The organism is Pseudomonas sp. BAV 4579, from assembly GCF_009765395.1.
Lineage (GTDB): Bacteria > Pseudomonadota > Gammaproteobacteria > Pseudomonadales > Pseudomonadaceae > Chryseomonas > Chryseomonas aestiva.
In genome coordinates, this window is sequence record NZ_WHOV01000099.1 from 1 (window position 1) to 2,815 (window position 2,815).

3 protein-coding genes are annotated in these 2,815 nt (G+C 70.5%); all 3 read right to left on the reverse strand.

Annotated elements, in window-relative coordinates:
• Positions 1 to 50: 50 nt before the first annotated feature.
• From GSQ95_RS18605 to GSQ95_RS18615, 3 genes are read right to left on the reverse strand one after another with little or no spacing between them, the layout of a single operon-like run.
• Entirely contained in the window at positions 51 to 1,415 is a 1,365-nt protein-coding gene (locus GSQ95_RS18605) for a sensor histidine kinase (protein ID WP_158895547.1), read from the reverse strand.
• Positions 1,412 to 2,089, reverse strand: a complete 678-nt coding sequence (locus GSQ95_RS18610) for a response regulator transcription factor (protein WP_133860350.1) — start codon at positions 2,087 to 2,089, stop codon at positions 1,412 to 1,414. Before GSQ95_RS18610 ends, GSQ95_RS18605 begins: the two co-directional genes overlap by 4 nt.
• Before the next feature lie 58 nt (positions 2,090 to 2,147).
• The gene (locus GSQ95_RS18615) at positions 2,148 to 2,699 is read right to left on the reverse strand and encodes a chorismate mutase (RefSeq protein WP_158895549.1); all 552 of its coding nucleotides are present in this window, start codon (positions 2,697 to 2,699) and stop codon (positions 2,148 to 2,150) included.
• Between the last annotated feature and the right edge of the window lie 116 nt (positions 2,700 to 2,815).

The window sequence follows — 2,815 nt, forward strand, 5'->3', positions numbered from 1 at the left end:
AGATGTGTATAAGAGACAGGGGTTGGGGTGAGGGTAGCTTTCCACCCAACCTAAGAAGCCTCCACCGGTGGCACGACCAGGGGCGGGAAATGGATGGCCACGCGCAGGCCCTGGCCGCCGGTGGCGGTCGCCAGTTCGATGCCGGCGTCGTGGGCGGTGGCGATGTCGCGGACGATGGCCAAGCCCAGGCCGGTGCCATGGATGCCGCTGTCGAGGCGATAGAAGCGCTCGAAGATGCGTTCGCACTCCGCCTCGGGAATGCCCGGGCCGTCGTCTTCCACCTCCAGTACCGTGGCCCCTGCCTGGCCACGCAGCCGCACCGTGACCTGACCGCCGCGCGGGCTGTATCTGAGGGCGTTGTCGATCAGGTTGTCGAGCAGGTCGCGCAGCTGGAAGGCATTGCCCTGCACGGTCTGCGGCTCCAGTTCGTAGCCCAGGTCGATGCCGTGGCCATCGGCCTGGGACAACTGGCTGGGCATGGCTGCGCCGATCAGTTCGTCCAGCCGCGCGGTGGCGGCGCGGGCCAGGGTCAGCAACTGGTTGGCCTGGCGGGTCATGCGCTCGGTGGCGGCCTGGAGCTGCGCCAGGGCGGCGGCGCTTTCGGCATCGCCGGCATGGCGCTGGCGCAGCCACTGGGTCAGGGTGCTGATGCCGGCCAGCGGGGTGCGCAACTGGTGCGCCATGTCATCGAGAAAGGCGCGCTGGTTGCGCGCGCCCTCGCGGATGCGCAGCAGCAGACCGTTGAGCGCGGTGACGAAGGTGCCCAGTTCGCGCGGCGCGCCCTCTTCGCGCAGCGGCGCCAGGTCATCGTAGTGGCGGCTGTCGAGCTGACGCTCCAGCCGTTCCAGGGGCTTGAGGCCCCGGCGTACCGCCCAGAGCAGCTGGGCGGCGATCAGCAGGGCGACCAGGATCTGCACCGCCACCAGGGTCAGCACCATGCGCTGCAGGGCGGCGGTGTGGCGACTCAGGGTCTGGGCCACGCTGGCCACCACCGGTTGCCCGGCCACCACGCCCAGGCGGCCGACCATGAACACCCAGCGATCATTGATGCGGGTGCGCAGGGCGGTGGTATGGCCGTCGCGCATCTCGTCGGTGATCTCCTGGACCGGCATGGCGGCATCGCCGAACAGCAGCTGGCCGTCGAGGCTGCGCACTGCCAGCCAGACGTGGTCGTGGCTGTTGTGGCGCAGCAGGTAGTCGGCTTCCGTCGGCAGCCACAGGCGGCCGTTGCCATCCACCTCCAGCTGTTCGAGCAGCAGGATCGCTGCATCGGTGAGATCGCCGTCCAGGGCGCTGAACGCCGGTTTGCGGGCGAACTGGTAGCTGACCACGGCGCCGCCGAGATTGACCAGCAGCACCGGCAGCACCAGCCATTTCAGCAGCCGCCGGCGCAGGCTGGGCGCGGTGGCGGTCATGGCGCGGCTTCTTCCAGGCGATAGCCGAAGCCGCGCACGGTGCGGATGCCTACCCCGGAGTCGGCCAGTTTCAACCGTAGCCGCGAGACATAGACCTCCACGGCGTTGTGGGTCAGGTCCTCGCTGCCCCAGGGGGCCAGGGCGTCGATGATCTGCTGCTTGGAGACCACCTTGCCGGCCTGGCGCAGCAGGTGTTCGAGCACCGCCCACTCGCGGGCCGAGAGATCCAGCGGGGTGTCGCCGAGGCGCGCCTGGTGGGCGGCGGTGTCCAGGCGCAGGGCGCCGAGGGCGAGGTCGGCGCTGTTCTGGCCACCGGCGCGACGGACCAGCGCCTTGATCCGCGCCACCAGCTCGGGCACGGCAAAGGGCTTGACCAGGTAGTCGTCGGCGCCCACCTCGAAGCCGTGCACCCGGTCGTCGATGGCGTCGCGGGCGGTGAGCAGCAGCACCGGCTGATCGCTGCCACGCTGGCGCAGGCGGCGGACCACCTCGAAGCCGTCCAGGCCACCGGGCAGGCCGATGTCCAGCACCACCACGGCGAAGCGGGTGGTACGCAGCCAGGCGTCGGCCTCGGCGCCGTTGCGCAGGAGGTCGACCTGCATGCCATGGCCTTCCAGGACGCGGCGGATACCGTCGGCCAGGGTGGCGTCATCTTCGACGAGCAGGATGTGCATGGGGAGTCCTTGGATTCAACGCGGTTCGGTCGCCGTGCCGCCGATTATGCACAGGCTCTCAGCGGGGCAGGGTGCAGAAATCGCCCAGCGCCCGCACCAGGGCCAGGCGGTGGAGAGCATCGGGGTGTGCGGCGGCGAGATGGGCGGCGAGGGCGCGATCCAGCTGCGCCGGGCAGTCCGCGGCGGCGCGCACTTCGCCGGTGGCGGCGAGACCACCGAGCAGCCTGGCCTGGAGTTCGTTCAGCTGGGTTCTGAGTGCCGTTAGGTCCGTCGTGCTGGCGGGCAGCGGCTGTTCGTTGCGCCGCCAGGCCTGCAGCAGGCCGTATTGCACCAGCTTGTTGGCTTCCATCTGGGCGGCGAAAAAGGTCTGGGCGGTGGCCAGTGAGACGCTGGCGGCGGGCGCGGCCTGGGCGACGTCCTGCAGCACCTGGCGTTCGCGGACTTCGTCCAGCACCGGCTTGCCGCTGTCGTGCTTGCTGCGGGCGACCTGATCGGCCAGCGTCAGGCGCTGGGCCATGGCGTCCAGCAGGGCCGGCAGCGGCGTCGCCGCGGCCTGGGCGCCGAGGGCGATACTCAAGAGCGGCAGGGCGAGCCAGCGAACACCCGACATGACGGACCTCCAGGGCAGGGAAAGGGCCCCGAAGCTCGCACGGGGTCGCGGGGCGGTCAAGATGAGCGGGGGCAGGGCGGTTGCGCGGGAATGAGGGAGTGGGGTGGCCCTCACCC

Excerpts from the sequence above, each read along its gene's own strand:
- GSQ95_RS18605 (WP_158895547.1), bottom strand. The coding sequence starts at position 1,415 with ATGACCGCCACCGCGCCCAGCCTGCGCCGGCGGCTGCTGAAATGGCTG.
- GSQ95_RS18610 (WP_133860350.1), bottom strand. The coding sequence starts at position 2,089 with ATGCACATCCTGCTCGTCGAAGATGACGCCACCCTGGCCGACGGTATC.
- GSQ95_RS18615 (WP_158895549.1), bottom strand. The coding sequence starts at position 2,699 with ATGTCGGGTGTTCGCTGGCTCGCCCTGCCGCTCTTGAGTATCGCCCTC.